The sequence below is a fragment of the Chlorogloeopsis sp. ULAP02 genome (assembly GCF_038404745.2).
Classification (GTDB): domain Bacteria; phylum Cyanobacteriota; class Cyanobacteriia; order Cyanobacteriales; family Nostocaceae; genus Chlorogloeopsis.
Genome location: NZ_JAYKTT020000068.1, coordinates 1 through 15,749, shown reverse-complemented (window position 1 = coordinate 15,749; position 15,749 = coordinate 1). Strand labels below are relative to the sequence as shown.

Annotated in this window: 13 protein-coding genes; 10 read left to right on the top strand and 3 right to left on the bottom strand. The window is 42.4% G+C overall.

Annotated features, from left to right (window positions below; translation table 11 throughout):
* The first annotated feature begins 360 nt into the window (after positions 1 to 360).
* The 4 genes from carB (at position 361) to mutT (ending at position 6,974) form a co-directional block, all read left to right on the top strand.
* Positions 361 to 3,630, top strand: coding sequence for a carbamoyl-phosphate synthase large subunit (gene carB / locus U2718_RS23350; protein WP_342002570.1), 3,270 nt, complete (start codon positions 361 to 363; stop codon positions 3,628 to 3,630).
* A gap of 570 nt (positions 3,631 to 4,200) precedes the next feature.
* A complete protein-coding gene (locus U2718_RS23345) occupies positions 4,201 to 5,157 on the top strand; it encodes an RNA polymerase sigma factor, RpoD/SigA family (RefSeq protein ID WP_342002569.1) in 957 nt (318 codons plus the stop codon).
* 428 nt (positions 5,158 to 5,585) lie between these two features.
* Complete coding sequence (locus U2718_RS23340; RefSeq protein ID WP_342002568.1) at positions 5,586 to 5,930, top strand: DUF760 domain-containing protein; 345 nt, start codon at positions 5,586 to 5,588, stop codon at positions 5,928 to 5,930.
* A gap of 627 nt (positions 5,931 to 6,557) precedes the next feature.
* Positions 6,558 to 6,974, top strand: a complete 417-nt coding sequence (gene mutT, locus U2718_RS23335; RefSeq protein WP_342002567.1) for an 8-oxo-dGTP diphosphatase MutT — start codon at positions 6,558 to 6,560, stop codon at positions 6,972 to 6,974.
* Positions 6,975 to 6,999: 25 nt separating this feature from the next.
* Here the strand turns inward: mutT and U2718_RS23330 are convergent, their stop codons facing one another.
* Complete coding sequence (locus U2718_RS23330) at positions 7,000 to 8,190, bottom strand: histidine kinase (RefSeq protein WP_342002566.1); 1,191 nt, start codon at positions 8,188 to 8,190, stop codon at positions 7,000 to 7,002.
* 413 nt (positions 8,191 to 8,603) lie between these two features.
* Here U2718_RS23330 and U2718_RS23325 point away from each other — a divergent pair, with 413 nt between their 5' ends.
* The 3 genes from U2718_RS23325 to U2718_RS23315 all read left to right on the top strand — a co-directional run bounded on the left by U2718_RS23325 (position 8,604) and on the right by U2718_RS23315 (position 11,525).
* Positions 8,604 to 10,019, top strand: a complete 1,416-nt coding sequence (locus U2718_RS23325) for an S-layer homology domain-containing protein (protein ID WP_342002565.1) — start codon at positions 8,604 to 8,606, stop codon at positions 10,017 to 10,019.
* 259 nt (positions 10,020 to 10,278) lie between these two features.
* A complete protein-coding gene (locus U2718_RS23320) occupies positions 10,279 to 11,307 on the top strand; it encodes an SGNH/GDSL hydrolase family protein (protein WP_342002564.1) in 1,029 nt (342 codons plus the stop codon).
* A 44-nt stretch (positions 11,308 to 11,351) separates the two neighbouring features.
* Positions 11,352 to 11,525, top strand: coding sequence for a hypothetical protein (locus U2718_RS23315; protein ID WP_342002563.1), 174 nt, complete (start codon positions 11,352 to 11,354; stop codon positions 11,523 to 11,525).
* A 6-nt stretch (positions 11,526 to 11,531) separates the two neighbouring features.
* On the opposite strand, the gene U2718_RS23310 is transcribed toward U2718_RS23315, so the two are convergent.
* Positions 11,532 to 12,308, bottom strand: a complete 777-nt coding sequence (locus U2718_RS23310; RefSeq protein ID WP_342002562.1) for a class II aldolase/adducin family protein — start codon at positions 12,306 to 12,308, stop codon at positions 11,532 to 11,534.
* 600 nt (positions 12,309 to 12,908) lie between these two features.
* Here U2718_RS23310 and U2718_RS23305 point away from each other — a divergent pair.
* Together U2718_RS23305 and nblB are read left to right on the top strand one after the other, a co-directional pair.
* Positions 12,909 to 13,373 (top strand): CBS domain-containing protein, encoded by a 465-nt coding sequence (locus tag U2718_RS23305; protein WP_342002561.1) that lies wholly within the window; start codon positions 12,909 to 12,911, stop codon positions 13,371 to 13,373.
* A gap of 280 nt (positions 13,374 to 13,653) precedes the next feature.
* Positions 13,654 to 14,319, top strand: a complete 666-nt coding sequence (gene nblB, locus U2718_RS23300; protein ID WP_342002560.1) for a phycobilisome degradation protein NblB — start codon at positions 13,654 to 13,656, stop codon at positions 14,317 to 14,319.
* On the opposite strand, the gene U2718_RS23295 is transcribed toward nblB, so the two are convergent.
* Positions 14,312 to 15,043, bottom strand: coding sequence for a Crp/Fnr family transcriptional regulator (locus tag U2718_RS23295; protein ID WP_342002559.1), 732 nt, complete (start codon positions 15,041 to 15,043; stop codon positions 14,312 to 14,314). The genes nblB and U2718_RS23295 overlap by 8 nt on opposite strands.
* Positions 15,044 to 15,304: 261 nt before the next feature.
* On the opposite strand from U2718_RS23295, the gene U2718_RS23290 reads away from it, so the two are divergent.
* Positions 15,305 to 15,749: chemotaxis protein CheB (locus U2718_RS23290; RefSeq protein ID WP_411813356.1), on the top strand; the 445-nt coding region annotated here is incomplete at its 3' end.

Sequence of the window (15,749 nt, the reverse complement as noted above, 5' to 3'; positions counted from 1 at the left end):
ATTTAGACAATTGATAAATTTATTCATAGTTATCACATACAATTTTAGACAGACTAAGACAGCAAAGATAAAAATTCAAAATGTAAAAATTAAAAAAGTAAATGCAAATACATATATTTTTTACTATGCAATTGTGATAGCTGCTTCTAACTTCTATCAGTTCTGTTTGTCATGTCATCCTGACTTAAACAAGACTAAAGACTACCCGCTTAGACTCTAAACAAACTGATATCAAGTATCCTGCTCCTTGTCTGTTCTCTGCAAACAGTTACAGAAAAGTTGATAATAAACAGCATTAGTGGTGGGTAAAGACCTTTAAAATAATCAGGATTTGTATTCTCTTACTCCAAAGCGACAACTATGCCCCGCCGTGATGACATTAAAAAAATTCTCCTACTAGGATCTGGCCCTATAGTGATTGGGCAAGCCTGTGAGTTTGACTATTCTGGCACCCAAGCCTGCAAGGCGTTGCGAGAAGAAAACTACGAAGTGGTACTAGTCAACTCCAATCCTGCAACAATCATGACCGATCCGGAAACAGCTGATCGCACTTATATTGAACCTCTAACACCAGAATTAGTCGAAAAAGTTATCGCCAAAGAACGCCCCGACGCCCTCCTACCAACAATGGGAGGACAAACCGCCCTTAACATTGCTGTAGCTTTATCAAAAAATGGAGTCCTAGAAAAATACAATGTTGAGTTGATTGGTGCAAAGTTACCAGCCATTGAGAAAGCCGAAGACAGAAAACTGTTTAACGAAGCAATGGCAAAAATTGGGGTGAAGGTATGTCCTAGCGGCACGGCTTCATCACCAGAAGAAGCCAAAGCGATCGCCCGTCGTATCGGCACTTATCCTTTAATTATTCGTCCCGCCTTTACAATGGGTGGTACTGGTGGCGGTATTGCTTATAACGAAGAAGAATTTGCCGAAATGGCGCAAACAGGCTTAGATGCTTCGCCTGTATCGCAAATTCTCATCGATCAATCTTTGTTGGGATGGAAAGAATACGAACTAGAAGTCATGCGCGACTTGGCAGATAACGTGGTAATTATCTGCTCGATTGAAAACCTCGATCCAATGGGCATCCACACCGGAGACTCAATTACTGTTGCACCCGCTCAAACCCTTACCGATAAAGAATACCAGCGGTTGCGGGACATGGCAATCAAAATTATCCGCGAGATCGGTGTAGAAACTGGCGGTTCCAACATCCAGTTCGCCGTCAACCCTGTAAATGGGGAAGTAGTTGTAATTGAGATGAATCCCCGCGTGTCTCGCAGTTCAGCTTTAGCATCAAAAGCGACTGGTTTCCCGATCGCGAAGATGGCAGCAAAGTTAGCAGTCGGTTATACCTTGGATGAAATTAACAATGACATCACCAAAAAAACACCCGCTTCTTTTGAACCGACAATTGATTATGTAGTCACCAAAGTACCCCGCTTTGCCTTTGAAAAGTTCCCCGGTGCCGAACCTGTGCTGACAACACAAATGAAATCAGTCGGCGAAGCAATGGCAATGGGACGCACATTTAACGAGTCTTTCCAAAAAGCACTGCGTTCTTTAGAAACTGGGCGAGCTGGTTGGGGATGTGATGCCAAAGAAAAACTTCCCAGCGGTGAGCAAATTCGCGCCCAACTGCGCACACCAAATCCAGAACGGATTTTTGCCGTGCGTCATGCCATGCAGTTAGGGTTGAGTATTGAAGAAATCTACGAATTAACTGGTATCGATCCGTGGTTCCTCGATAAAATGCAGGAACTGCTAGAGATAGAAAAATTTCTTAAGCGCACGCCCTTGCAGCAGCTGACAAAAGGGCAAATGTATGAAGTGAAGCGGCAAGGATTTAGCGATCGCCAAATTGCCTATGCTACTAAAACTAGCGAAGATGAAGTCAGAACATACCGCAAACAATTAGGTGTTATCCCTGTTTACAAAACAGTAGATACCTGCGCGGCTGAGTTTGAGGCTTTTACTCCATACTATTATTCCACTTACGAAGAAGAAACAGAGGTTATACCCACCGATAAACCTAAGATAATGATTTTGGGTGGTGGCCCCAACCGGATCGGTCAGGGAATAGAATTTGACTATTGTTGTTGTCATGCTGCCTTTGCTTTAAAAAAAGCGGAGTATGAAACCATCATGGTTAACTCCAATCCCGAAACAGTTTCAACAGACTATGACACAAGCGATCGCCTTTATTTTGAACCGCTGACAAAAGAAGATGTACTCAACATCATCGAAGCGGAGAATCCGGTGGGAGTGATTGTGCAGTTTGGCGGACAAACACCTTTGAAGTTGGCAGTACCAATCGAGCGATATTTGCACTCACCAGCTGCTAAGGAGGCAAATGTCACCACTTGCATTTGGGGAACTCCTCCAGATTCAATTGATATTGCCGAAGATAGGGAGCGGTTTGAGAAAGTTCTCAAAGAATTAAATATTGCTCAACCACCAAACGGCATTGCCCGTACTTACGAGGATGCGCTAATTGTCGCCAAACGTATCGGTTACCCTGTGGTTGTGCGTCCTAGTTACGTATTAGGGGGACGGGCTATGGAAATAGTCTACTCCGATACAGAATTAGAACGCTATATGACCTTTGCTGTGCAGGTTGAACCAGAACATCCAATCTTAATTGATAAGTTTCTAGAAAATGCGATTGAAGTAGATGTAGATGCGATCGCCGATCAAACTGGACGAGTTGTGATTGGTGGCATCATGGAACACATCGAACAAGCAGGCATTCATTCTGGAGACTCGGCTTGTTCTTTACCGTCAATTTCTCTACCACCAGGAATTCTCAATCAAATTCGTCAGTGGACAGTGCAATTAGCACAGGCGTTGAATGTGGTAGGACTGATGAATATTCAGTTTGCCGTTGTTGGTACTCAAGGTTATTCTCCCCAAGTTTATATCTTGGAAGCCAATCCCCGTGCCTCTCGAACCGTACCTTTTGTTTCTAAAGCCACTGGTGTGCCTCTGGCAAAGTTGGCATCCTTAATTATGTCAGGCAAAACTTTGGAGGAACTTGGCTTTACCCAAGAAGTCATACCATCCCATATCGCTGTTAAAGAAGCAGTGTTGCCATTTAATAAATTTCCCGGTACCGATACTATCCTCGGTCCAGAGATGCGCTCTACTGGTGAAGTAATGGGTATAGACAGCGATTTTGGACGCGCTTTTGCCAAAGCAGAATTAGGTGCAGGCGAACGTTTACCTTTAAGTGGTACGGTATTTGTGTCAATGAACGATCGCAATAAAGCAGCAGTTGTTCCTGTTGTCAAGGAATTTCTCGATTTAGGCTTTGCTGTGATGGCAACTGATGGTACACGCCGCGTCCTCCAAGAACATGGTTTAAAAGTGGAGTTAGTACTTAAACTCCATGAAGGGCGTCCCCATGTCCTAGACGCAATTAAAAATCGCAAAATCCAACTCATTATCAACACCCCTTCTGGAGAAGAAGCCCAAACCGATGCCAGACTCATCCGTCGTACAGCTTTAGCCTATAAAATCCCCATCATCACTACTATTGCCGGAGCAAAAGCCACCGTTGCCGCGATTCGTTCCTTGCAAAATACTACTTTAGATGTCAAAGTTATCCAAGAATACTGCATGGTTCGTTAAATAGGGGACTAGGAAGAGAGGGAAGATGGGGGAGATGGGGGAGAAAACGCTTCCCACAATCCCCAATCCCCAATCCCTTGTTCTCCGTATAAATTCCAAAAATCAGGAAAAATTTAACAAGTATCATAAAAAGATTCTTATCGTTATTATTGAGTTTTGTTAAGAAAGATTAGAAAGTTTTCTAAGCGCTGCTACAGTTATGGAATAAAGATGCGAATAATATTCCCAAAAATATAGAGTTAAAGAAAACTGCCAAAAATAAAAATTTCTATCTGCTTTGTGGTCAAAAATTTATCATAAATGTTACACTTGTTTACGATGTCAAATTAAAAGACATGTTCGACAAGCTACTTTTTATCTAACTATAGATACTTGTACAAAGAAAAAAGAAATGTAATTTTTAGCAGTTAAGAACAAAATTGGATTTTTACGAGGCGCTGAATTTATCAAGTGCGTAAGTTGTAAGTTAAAGAACGGGTTCCCAGCCTGACTGGGTAGGTACCCATCAAGACACATCTACATCAGTTAACTACCCAACTGTTAAACCCAAAATTACTAAAGAGTAGTGCCATGAAGACCGCTCAGACAGCTACAGACCTTGTGCGGACTTACCTGCGTGAGATTGGCCGTGTGCCACTCCTAACCCATGAGGAAGAAATTTTTTATGGCAAACAGGTGCAACGTTCAACAGCTTTGTATGAAGTGAGGGAATCTCTTGCTACCCTGTTAGGCCGTCAACCAACTTTAGAAGAGTGGGCAAAAGCGACAAAGTTAGAAGCAGCAGAATTAAACGAAGCGATCGCCGAAGGTGAAATTGCCAAGCGCAAGATGGTCGAAGCGAACTTGCGGCTAGTCGTGTCGGTTGCAAAAAAGTACATCAAACGCAACGTCGATTTGCTCGACTTGATTCAAGAAGGTAGCATTGGGATGCAGCGGGGTGTAGAAAAGTTTGACCCTACTAAAGGTTATAGATTTTCCACTTATGCTTATTGGTGGATACGGCAAGCAATTACTCGCGCGATCGCCGAGAAAGGGCGTACAATTCGCTTACCAATTCACATTACTGAAAAACTAAACAAGATAAAAAAAGCACAACGCCATCTATCTCAAAGGTTAGGACGTGCCGCTACAGTTTCTGAATTAGCACAAGAATTAGAATTAACTCCCAAGCAAGTGCGAGAGTACCTAGAACAAGCACGTGTTCCTTTATCCCTAGATATACGGTTAGGAGATAACTACGATACCGAACTTGGAGAAATGTTAGAAGATACAGCAGCTTCTCCAGAAGAGTTTGTGACTCAATCTTCCCTATCTACTGACATAGAGCGTCTAATGGCAGAACTAACCCCACAACAAAGGGAAGTAATATCTCTGCGCTTTGGTTTGACTGATGGGAAAGCACTTACTTTGGCTAAAATTGGCGAGATGCTGAATATTAGCCGTGAAAGAGTACGGCAAATCGAGCGAGAAGCCCTAAGTAAACTCCGCAAGTCCAAATCTGACATGGGAGAGTATTTAGCAAGTTAGTTGATAGATAGTAGATAGTGGATAGTAGTTAGTCGGAAACAACGCAGTGGAGGAGTGGGAAAGGAGCCAGTACGTTGATCTTCCAGAGTTGTAGAACCTAGAACCACTAACTACTATACGGGAGGCAGCGCGCCCTTGCGGGTTCCCCGCGTTGTAGCGACTGCCGTGCAGGTTTAAAAGATAAATTGTCGGTTTCAACCGAAAAATCATCGGCAAACCGCCCCTACTAACCACTAACTCACAAGGTGATACTTTCCGGCTCATTTGGTACGGTTACAACGACTGCCAATAGAAAAATAGCCTGTTACATTAGGTTCCAAGAACACATGATAGTAAATTCATACATTGAATTAAGGATAAAATTTAGTAAATTATACCTATTTAGATAGCTTTAAGTGTTACTGGTCAATATAACAGGAGGAAAAGACGTGAGTAACCCATCCAATCGAGTTTCAGAATTTTTTAACTCTGAGTCAGAGGCTAGCAGCCCGTTATGGCAATATGTTAAATCTTTAAGTCCAGAGACTATCAGTCAGCTTTCCAAACCTGGTTCTTCAGAAGTCCTCCAAGTGATGGAACGCAATATCATCGGACTATTAGGGAATCTACCTTCCGAACACTTTGATGTTACCATTACTACCAGTCGGGAAAACCTTGGTCGCTTGTTGGCATCAGCTATGATTAGCGGTTACTTTTTGCGTAACGCTGAACAAAGAATGAATTTTGAATTAGCATTGCAAGGAATGGAACCTCACAATCCAGAAAATGAATAACAATTAGAAATTTACTTTATGAATATAAATTCTAGATTGTTTGGTTCCTGCTTTTATGCCGACTACACACAACAAATTCAATACTCATCTGTCTGTGCTGACAATCTCACAGTTTTACATTACCCCTATGTTCAATCATCCAGAATTTAACATTCAGACTTTTGCCCAGACTTATTTTTTTCAGTTCGTCTGAACAAAAATTAGATAATTCTAAAAACTGGAACTAGACTAAATAAAATTGATAAATAATAAAATATTGTTATAAATCGTAATAAAATACAAACTCGGCAGTCTTTTGTCGAGTTTTTCATTTAGCGTCAAAGTCAACTACTAACCACTGTACAGGAGGCAGCGCGCCCTTGCGGAGCCAGTGCGGGTTTATAAAGATAAATTATCAATAAATGGCAAGATTATCAGCAAAACCGACACGCCAGTTGACGCCAGTCACCTGCGCCCGTGTTACCCTCCCAAGAGTGCTGGCTCACCACTGTACGGGCGGGTTTAGAAGATAAATTCTTGGTTTGAACGGCAAGATTATCAGCAAAACCCGCACGCCAGTTGCTACAACGCGGGAAACCCGCAAGGGCGCACTGGCTCCCCTACTATCTACTAACCAACAGCTTTCCCATGAATGAAACTACTTCTCTCCCACCTCATAAAATTATCGGTGTTGCTGTAATTTGGAACGACAAGAGGCAAATTTTAATTGATCGGCGTCTTCCCAAGGGAGTAATGGGTGGTTTGTGGGAATTTCCTGGAGGGAAAATCGAACCTGGTGAAACAATCGAAGATTGTATTCAACGAGAAATATATGAAGAATTGGCGATAGTGATAGAAGTAGGTGAGCATCTAATCACTATTGACCATACCTATACACACCTAAGAGTTACCCTCACAGTACATAATTGCCGTCATATTACGGGTATTCCGCAACCAATCGAATGCGCAGAAATCCGCTGGGTAAGTTTAGATGAACTAGAGCAGTTCGCTTTTCCGGAAGCCAATGTTGACATTATTAAGGCTTTACGGGAAGCTTTTATGTAAATTTTTACAGTCTATGTTCTATTATTTAGCTTGGATACACTGGTAACGTAAAGTGAAACCATGCTCCACCATTAGGGGCAGTATCTACCCAGATTTGACCATAATGGGCGCGGACAATACGTTGGCATAAACACAAGCCTATTCCGTAACCTTCTTGAGCTTCATCTCGTTCTAAACGGAAATGATTTTCAAAAATGCGATCGCGATTTTCTTCGGGAATGCCGGGGCCTGAATCGCCAATACTGAACTGAACTTTTTGCGTAGTGCGATGCAGTCCTGCCACACTAATAGTACCACCATTAGGCGTATACTTAATCGCGTTATCCAGCAGATTCATTAAAACTTGGCGGATACGTTCTGGATCGGCATAAACACAAGGTAAATCTTTAGGAATATCTTTTTCAATCTTTAAAGATTTGATGGTGTAGCGATCGCGTAATTCCTCAATCATTTCAAAACAGAGTTGACCGAGATCTGTTTTTTGCGGTTGAATGGGAAATTCTCTTTCGTTGTTACGACCTACTTGTAAAAGATCAGTAATCATACGGTCAATCAGCCGAGTTTGGTTGCGCCCTTGTTTAAACAAGTGGGCTGCCATAGTTGGTGTTAGTCGATCAAATTTGCCTTTTTCTTGATTGTAGTTAGATTGTAGAGTATCTATGGCGATCGCAATCGCAGTTAAAGGATTACGTAAATCGTGGGCTAACATTGCTATTACCCGGTCTTTAAACTGTAGTTGCTCTTCTAGTTGCTCTTTTTCCTGTTTCAAGCGAAAAATTTCATCAGATAATCTAATTAGTTCAGCAGAAACAGCAACTGAACGAATAGAGGATTTAGGTGATGATGGGGTACGCCCATTATCCTCTAAATTGTCCTGCAATCCATTCTGTAATTTTACGTAAGCATCTACTGCGGCTTGCCAACGCGGCCACCAACTTTTTAGTTGAGCGACTATATTACTACCAGCTAGAGTGTGTCTGGGTTCTGGGTGAATTTTGATTAAAGCTGGTGTTGCTACCAGTTTAAAATGTTCCGCCAGATAGGGTTGTTGCCCGACATCAATAATTTGAAGTTCAAACTTATAGTCAGCCTCTAATTCTTTTAAGTAAGCACGAATTCGCTGCACTTGTTGCCGTGACTTTGGTCGCCCATCGACAAACAGTAACAACTGCAGTGGAGCCTCAGAATAAATAGGCTGATCCTGGGAAGCTTGCATGTAATCGTGTTTTAGCACTGGTAACAAACCGACGACGCTTGGGATGAAAGTAAATTGAACTGGCGTTTGTCGATAGCAATGATCTTTGTTGTTTTCAATTTAATATCTATTTTAGATTTTTCATACGCCTATCCCATACAGGTTTTTGAGCAGAGATATAACTTTTTGAGCTTTGCCTACCCTTTTAGCGAATTTCTATTTCTGGCAAACCCTTTACGACCGAAATCTCAGTCGCAATCTTCACGCCGATTGCAATCTTTCGTCAAGAGCAGATGAAAGTTTTTATACCGAATATAACTCAGGTGGTACAGTAATAGATCAATTAAACTTGATCACTTATGAAGTTAATAGTGACTGCCTTTAGTTGCCTGGATGCGCTAGGGTAGGAATCGACACTCAATTTGTGATTTACCGTGCTGCACTCAAACCCTTTGGCTGTCTCGATCAGCTTGGCAGTTTTACTCACCTCTTTAACAGCCTGTTCCAACAGTCAAATCGCCAAGAATCTAGAACAGTCTTTGGCGGCAGACTCAAGGTTGAAAGACAATCCTGTAATTTTTGGTGGCAACCAAACAGGCGATCGCCAAACTCAACAAAATAATTCAGTAGTACAGTTACCAACTGATTTTCCCAAAGAAATCCCCCTTTATCCCAACGCCCAATTACAGGAAGTTATTCCTAGTAGCGATCCAGAAAACCGAGTATCAACACGTTGGTTAAGCTCAGATCCGACTAATTTCATCGCTAGCTACTACCGCAACCAGTTTCAGACAAACAACTGGCAAATTGTGCAACAGCCAACTGATGAACAGGGAGGCTCTTTTGAAGTACGGCACAATGATTTACAGCTTAAAGTAACTATTGCGCCTAAACCTGTGACTAGCGCAGCACCTAACCAACCACAAACAGCCACTGAATTACTAATTGAGTATCAATCAAATACTACAACCACAGCACAAACGGAGCAAAGTACTAATAACATAGTTCCTCAGCCGAGTGACTCGCAGTTTGTAGGGCCCGTGCAATCAAACAACTCAGTCTCACAGCCAGTTAGCACACCTAACACCACAAATAACACTATAGGCGCATCTGGAACAAGTCCGCAGGAATTTAGTGACCTGAATAAGGTGCCACAAGAATTGCGGAAATACATTCAAGATTTGGCAGCCTTGGGTGTTTTGTCTGTAGAATCCAATGCTACCAAAAGCAACTCCAACAACACAACCAACCAGTTTGAACCAAATCAAGCCATTACCCACCGCGAATATGCTCGTTGGCTAGTAGCTGCTAATAATGCCATGCATCCCAATAATCCGTCTAAACAGATTCGTTTAGCATCGGAGAGTGCTCAAGCAGCCTTTAGTGATGTGCCATCAACAGATCGCGATTTTTCAGCTATTCAAGGATTGGCAGAAGCTGGTTTGATTCCCAGTCCTTTATCTGGTGATTCTACCCAAGTTTTGTTTCGTCCTGATGCACCTTTAACACGAGAACAGTTGATTTTGTGGAAAGTGCCTCTAGACACTCGCCAAGCATTGCCAGCTGCTAACTTAGATGCGGTAAAACAAACTTGGGGCTTTCAAGATGTCGGTAAAATTGACCCCAGAGCGTTACGAGCTGTGCTGGCTGACTTCCAGAATGGCGAACAATCAAATATTCGACGGGTATTTGGCTATACAACACTTTTTCAACCGAAAAAGCCAGTAACTCGTGCTGAAGCTGCTGCGGCGCTATGGTATTTTGGCACTCAAGGTGAGGGTATGTCGGCTACTGACGCTTTGAAATTACAGCGATCGCCACAACCAACTTCTCAACCACAATCCCAGTAGATCAGCCATTCCCAAGCTTATATAAATAGGAACACCTTTATCGTTTCTTTATAAAAAACTGCCTAATTATAAAAAATCAATCAAGATAAATTTTCTCTGGAACTTTACTCTCTTTTATATAAGAAAATACAGAGTTAATTTGTGTTTATTTACGCAATAGTAAAGTTGCCAAGCTTATTTTGATATCAAAAATACTTAAGTATAATCGCCTGCGCAGCACTTGTCTTTTCTAACAACTAACAAGCAGGGACTAATTTACATGAAAATAAAACTGTTAGCGGCAGGGTTGTTTGTTTTGTCTTTGCTGTCGCCACTGAAGACTGCAGCTGCAAATACAGATCCTGAAAAAATTTATATATTTGGCGATAGTCTTTCTGATGCAGGTAATCTCTACAACGCTACAAAGTTTCAAGCACCGCCAAGTCCACCTTACTTTGAAGGACGCTTTTCCAATGGAAAAGTGTGGGTAGAATATCTTGGAGAACGGTTGGGACTAAAGCCAGTTTTATTCACCAATTTGCAGAATTCTACTCCGTCTGATGGTATTAATTATGCATTTGGTGGTGCTGGTTCTGGTCTGTTTAATACCTTATTTGACCCTAAAGAACTATTTCCAGGAGCATTAGCGCAAGTAAACTTGTTTACAGAAGCTCAACAAGCCGATCCAAACGCACTTTATATCGTATGGGCAGGTGGGAATGATTATTTGTTTGGTAACGTCACTGATGTGAAACAACCAGTTGCTAACATATCAGCAGCGATCGCACTACTTGCCGTGGCAGGTGCCAAAAATATAATTGTGCCTAACTTGCCTGATTTGGGCAAGATTCCTTTTACATCAAGAACAGAAAATGCCAGCCTGCTAACAGCTTTAACCAAAAAACATAACCAAGCATTGGCGGAAGCTTTACAGAAACTGAGTATAATTCCTGGCATTAAAATTATTCCGCTAGATATTGAGTCTCTATTTAATAGAGTGCAGGCTGCCCCCAGTGAATTTGGCTTAAATTTAACCAATGTTACTGATGCCTGTTTAGTAGGCAGCTTGCAGGATGTAGTACAAGGTAATTTTAGTGTGTGTCCCAACCCAGACAATTATTTATTTTGGGACGGCGTACATCCGACGACACTCGTGCATAATGTCATAGCAGAAACCGCACTTTCCGCACTTGATATTGAGTACGTACCCAAACCTTGGGTGAAACTAAAAGATTTGAATGTACAGCTTTCGAGTAGTAAAAGTGTTCCAGCGCAAATCAAAACAGTCAATATCACCCAAACTCTATAAGAACTAAGCCCGCTTCGCGGGCTATATTTAGAGCTTATTATATAGTGTCCGACTGGGGGCGTACCACCCGCTACAAATGGAACAAACAACCTTATCTTCTGCCTCCTGCCTACCTACGGATACGCCGTACCTACGCTTTTGTGCGTAGCGACTTGGTGCAAGTAGCCGCTTTGCATCTACCGCGTCTACTGCCTTCTGCCTTATTTCTGAAAAGATAAACGATATTACTCCAACAAGTCGGGTTCTTGACGCACAATCATCTCATACAGTGGTTGAAAACTAAACCATCCCATGTAGTGCGAACCGACTTGGCTGTGTGCCAAACTAGCATATTCGTGTTTGATTGGAATAGGCTTACCAGCAGCCTCTGCCAGTAATTGAGCTTGACAGCTGCGCTCCATTGTGATAAACCACCATGCAGCTTCATCAACCGAATGACCGACAGTGAGCAAGCCGTGATTTTTAAGAATAATGGCTTTATGAGCACCTAGAGCTTTAGCAATACGTCTGCCTTCTTCTGGTTGCAGAACCACGCCTGTATAATCATCAAATAGGGCGTGGTTTTCATAAAAAGAACAAGCATCTTGGGTGAGAGGATCAAGTAGGCGACTAAGACTAGACCAGCTTTTACCGTAAAGGGAGTGAGCATGAGCTGCTGCTACAACATCAGGGCGAGCCATATGCACTTGAGAGTGAATGGCAAAAGCTGCTTGGTTAATTGGGCGATCGCCTTCAATCACGTCACCTTGATGATTCACCAAAATTAAATCACTCACCCGAATTAAACTAAAGTGCATTCCAAAGGAGTTAACCCAAAAGCAATCAGGGTATTCTGGATCACGAGCGGTAATATGTCCTGCCACACCTTCGTTAAATCCAAAGCGAGAAAAGAGCCTAAATGCTGCTGCCAGTCGCTGCTTGCGATGCAGGCGTTCTTCTTCTGGTGAGGCAAAGGTGGGAGGTTCAGGCAGATTTGGCTTATTAAGAGATATAGCTTGCATAATGAGAATTTCAGATCATGAGTTAAAAATTTAAAGATATTTTTGCTTAGTATACTTAAATTGAAATTACAATCACTTTTAAAATAATTGAAGAATTGGTTATGTACCACTTCGTCAGCGAAGTAGAAACAGAAATTAACAACACTTGCTGCAAAAATTTGTAGCCTGGAGTTAGAGCCTCCTTTGGTTTTAACCATTTTTTTTCAAGGAAGATTCACTCAGTATACTTATTTATATCTTTCACTTTTAAATACTTAGCCCTAAGAAATTGGATAAAATTAAGCGCTTCTACTCCAAGGAATTCTAGAGCTTGTTCAATCTCTTTCAGCAGAAAGTCTTTTATACTTGTTTTTACTTTATTGTACTGATTTAAAAAATAATTATTCATTCAATATTTTACTAATCTAACAACAACACCAACCAAAACTAACGAGCATTCTTGATTAGTTAAGTTAGTGCGATCGCATGACTAGTGAATTGAGTTTTACTAGGTTTTACCCAAAGCTACATAAGTAACAATCTATTTCACTCCATCAAGTTAAGACCTGCGATTTTCTACAATAAACCCAGAGTCATTGATAAAAGGTATCACCAAAGCCCATGCCTAGAACCGTTGCTGACGTGATGAGCCGCGATCCAATCGTTGTTCGCCCAGAAACTCCTCTTCAAGAAGCCATCCAAATTTTGGCAGAACGACGCATTAGTGGGCTACCTGTTGTAGATGATGCCAGAAAACTAGTAGGTATTATCTCAGAGACAGACTTGATGTGGCAAGAAACTGGTGTCACTCCTCCGGCTTACATTATGTTTCTTGATAGTGTCATCTATTTAAAGAATCCTGCCACTTACGAACGTGATTTACACAAAGCTCTGGGGCAAACTGTAGGGGAAGTGATGAGTAAAAACCCAATTACTATTTCCCCCGATAAACCTCTAAAAGAAGCTGCAAAAATCATTAGCGATCGCAAAGTTCACCGCTTACCGGTACTTGACAGCGAGGGCCAAGTTATTGGTATTCTCACCCGTGGTGACATTATTCGGGCAATGGCAGCAAGCCAAGATTAGTCATTGGTTAGTAGTTAGTGGTTAGTAGGAGCGGGTTTAAAAGAGAAATTATCGGTTTTAACCGAAAAATAATTCATGAAACCCGCACGGCAGTCGCTACAACGCGCTTAACCCGCAAGGGCGCGCTGCCTCCCGTACAGTAGTGAGTGGTTAGTAGTTGGTTATTCTCCTCTGCTCCTGTGCTCCTCTGCCCTTGGTGCTTTGTTGTCCCCTTCCATCTCCCCGCGTGCTCTTGAATACGCAGTTCATAACGACTATTTTAAAAAAAGAGAGATAAAAAATGAGTGTTACCCCTGATTCTGTAAAGCAATTGCTGAGTTCTGAGGATTTAGGCGATCGCTTGCGAGCAGTAAATCAAATCCGTCAACTTGAACCAACAATTGGCTTTGAATTGATACAAAACGCCATTAATGACAGCAATTCTCGTGTGCGATACTCGGCAGTGAGTCAGTTTGATACATTGGGCGGACAGAATTTAGATTTATCTTTGAATGTTTTGCGCGATCGCTTGCTCAACGATCCAGAACCCGATGTGCAAGCCGCAGCCGCAGACTGTTTAGGCGCTCTGAAGCTAGATGCAGCTTTTGAAGATTTACAAAACCTTTATCAAACTAGCAGTGAATGGATTGTCAAATTCAGTATCATCGCAGCTTTGGGAGAATTAGGCGATCCGCGCTCTTTTGATTTATTAAAACAAGCACTTTCTTCAGATAATGAGTTAGTACAAACTGCTGCTATTAGCTCCTTTGGAGAATTGGGAAATACACAAGCAATTCCGCTGTTGGCTCCCTATGCCAACAATCCAGATTGGCAAGTTCGTTATAGAGTGGTGCAAGCCCTTGCTAGTTTGGGAGGAGCAGAAGCGAATTCGGTATTGCAAACTCTAGCTAATGATGAAGTAGAAGCTGTTGCGTCTGAAGCGAAGAGAGCTTTGCAATCTAGCTAAAAGCTGAATTACCACCCAGCAAGCGCTTGAACTCTCGTTTGACGATTGCATAACACTCACAGGAGGTAGACTCCAAACCTTCTGTGTCAAGAATTGTCATCTTGCCATACTTGTAGCTGATGAACCCTGCTCTTGCAACAGTAGCGGCAACTTCACTCACACTCGCGCGACGCACCCCCAGCATTTGTGCTAGAAACTCTTGGGTGAGAGGAAATTGATCTGCTCCCACTCGATCGCGAGTCATCAGCATCCACCGACAAAACCGCTGTTCAATCGAGTGCAGGCGGTTGCAAGCAGAAGATTGAGCGATGAGATTAAATAGCGCTTGTGTATAGAGTTGCAGCAGTTTGTAAAGCGGGCTACCTGGAGTCACTTCACGTTGAAATACATCCGCCCCCATTCTCATCCCTTCACCAGGAATTTGTTGAATAGCCTCACCGGGAATTGAGCTGGCTTCCAGGAATATAGGCAAACCCACCATCCCTTCATTGCCCACCGTACCTACTTCTACTGCATCGCCACTTTCTACAAAAGTAAGCAGAGAAGTGACGCCACTGTTGAGGAAATAGACATATTGAATCGGTTCGTTAGCTGCGTAAAGGATTTTTTTGAAATCTAGAGAGACTAACTCCATGCAAGGCACGAGGCGTTCGTATTCCTCTGGGGGTAGGGCAGCCAACAGCCGATTCTTAATTGAATTATGGGGGTTTTGCGACGCGCACATAAACAGCCTCTTTGAGCCAGTCTTATCTCTATCAGATAGCTCAAATCACTGGGCGCAGCCCTCTGGCGAAAGACGAACTCTTTTGTAAATAAACATTGTACGCTAAAGCACATTTGAGAAATTTCTCCATACAATGAGAATTGTACTGTAACGTACAATTTCTATTCACTCTCTATATCCAGGCGCTGTAGTAGCGATGAGGCGGCGGAGGTGATCGCTTACAAAAACATCAGCAAGCAGAAAAAAAATAAGTAATATTACATGAGACACAGGGTTATTTCTCACTTTCCTAATGTTGCTTACAACGTAGTAGCGATCGCTGCTTCTAAAGGTGGGCTAAAAGCCATTAGCAAAATTTTGTCTGCATTGCCGGCTGACTTTCCGGCAGCGATCGTGATTGTACAGCATTCATCTCCTCATTACCTCAGCTATCTAGCAGAAATCTTCAGCCGTCGCACAGCTTTACGGGTAAAGCAGGCAGAGCCAGGAGAGCTTTTACAACCAGGAACAGTTTACACGCCTGTTCCGAACAAGCACCTGCTAATTAACCTAGATGGCACTGTATCTCTTTCAGATGCACCAAAAGTGAACTTCGTTCGTCCGGCAGCTGATAAACTGTTTGCGTCAGTGGCGGCTACTTTTCAAAGTCGAGCGATCGCGGTTGTTCTCACTGGTAAAGATAGTGATGGCGCTTTGGGGATACTAG

Coding starts and splice junctions, on each gene's coding strand:
- U2718_RS23305 (WP_342002561.1), top strand. CDS start 12,909: ATGCCTAGAACCGTTGCTGACGTGATGAGCCGCGATCCAATCGTTGTT.
- mutT (WP_342002567.1), top strand. CDS start 6,558: ATGAATGAAACTACTTCTCTCCCACCTCATAAAATTATCGGTGTTGCT.
- carB (WP_342002570.1), top strand. CDS start 361: ATGCCCCGCCGTGATGACATTAAAAAAATTCTCCTACTAGGATCTGGC.
- nblB (WP_342002560.1), top strand. CDS start 13,654: ATGAGTGTTACCCCTGATTCTGTAAAGCAATTGCTGAGTTCTGAGGAT.
- U2718_RS23320 (WP_342002564.1), top strand. CDS start 10,279: ATGAAAATAAAACTGTTAGCGGCAGGGTTGTTTGTTTTGTCTTTGCTG.
- U2718_RS23295 (WP_342002559.1), bottom strand. CDS start 15,043: ATGTGCGCGTCGCAAAACCCCCATAATTCAATTAAGAATCGGCTGTTG.
- U2718_RS23310 (WP_342002562.1), bottom strand. CDS start 12,308: ATGCAAGCTATATCTCTTAATAAGCCAAATCTGCCTGAACCTCCCACC.
- U2718_RS23330 (WP_342002566.1), bottom strand. CDS start 8,190: ATGCAAGCTTCCCAGGATCAGCCTATTTATTCTGAGGCTCCACTGCAG.
- U2718_RS23345 (WP_342002569.1), top strand. CDS start 4,201: ATGAAGACCGCTCAGACAGCTACAGACCTTGTGCGGACTTACCTGCGT.